Annotated in this window: 1 protein-coding gene; it reads left to right on the forward strand. The window is 66.0% G+C overall.

Going from position 1 to position 294, the window contains the following annotated elements:
- A partial coding sequence (locus tag PZH32_RS13390) for a hypothetical protein (RefSeq protein WP_275208746.1) occupies positions 1-294 on the forward strand: 294 nt, incomplete at both ends.

The raw sequence follows: 294 nt of genomic DNA on the forward strand, positions 1-294 counted from the left end.
GCACCGTGTTTTTGCAGCAGCTGCCCGCCGCCTTGTCCGCCGCTCTGCGGGCGGTGCATACTCCCTTGCAGGACTGGCTGGAACAGAACCCTGACGACCCCGCCCACGCGCAGCTGCTGGAACTCTACTTTGCCTTGCAGGACATCGCCCGCGCGGCTGACCGGTACGACAGCCATTTTGTCACCCAGCTCACCGCCCGGGGCAGTGAGCTGGAGCTGCATCTGCTCTGCTTAGACCCCGCGCCCTTTGTGGATGCCAGTCTGGCAGCAGGGCGCAGCGCGGCGCTGTTCAGTG

This window comes from Adlercreutzia equolifaciens (assembly GCF_029076695.1).
Taxonomy (GTDB): Bacteria; Actinomycetota; Coriobacteriia; order Coriobacteriales; family Eggerthellaceae; genus Adlercreutzia; species Adlercreutzia equolifaciens_A.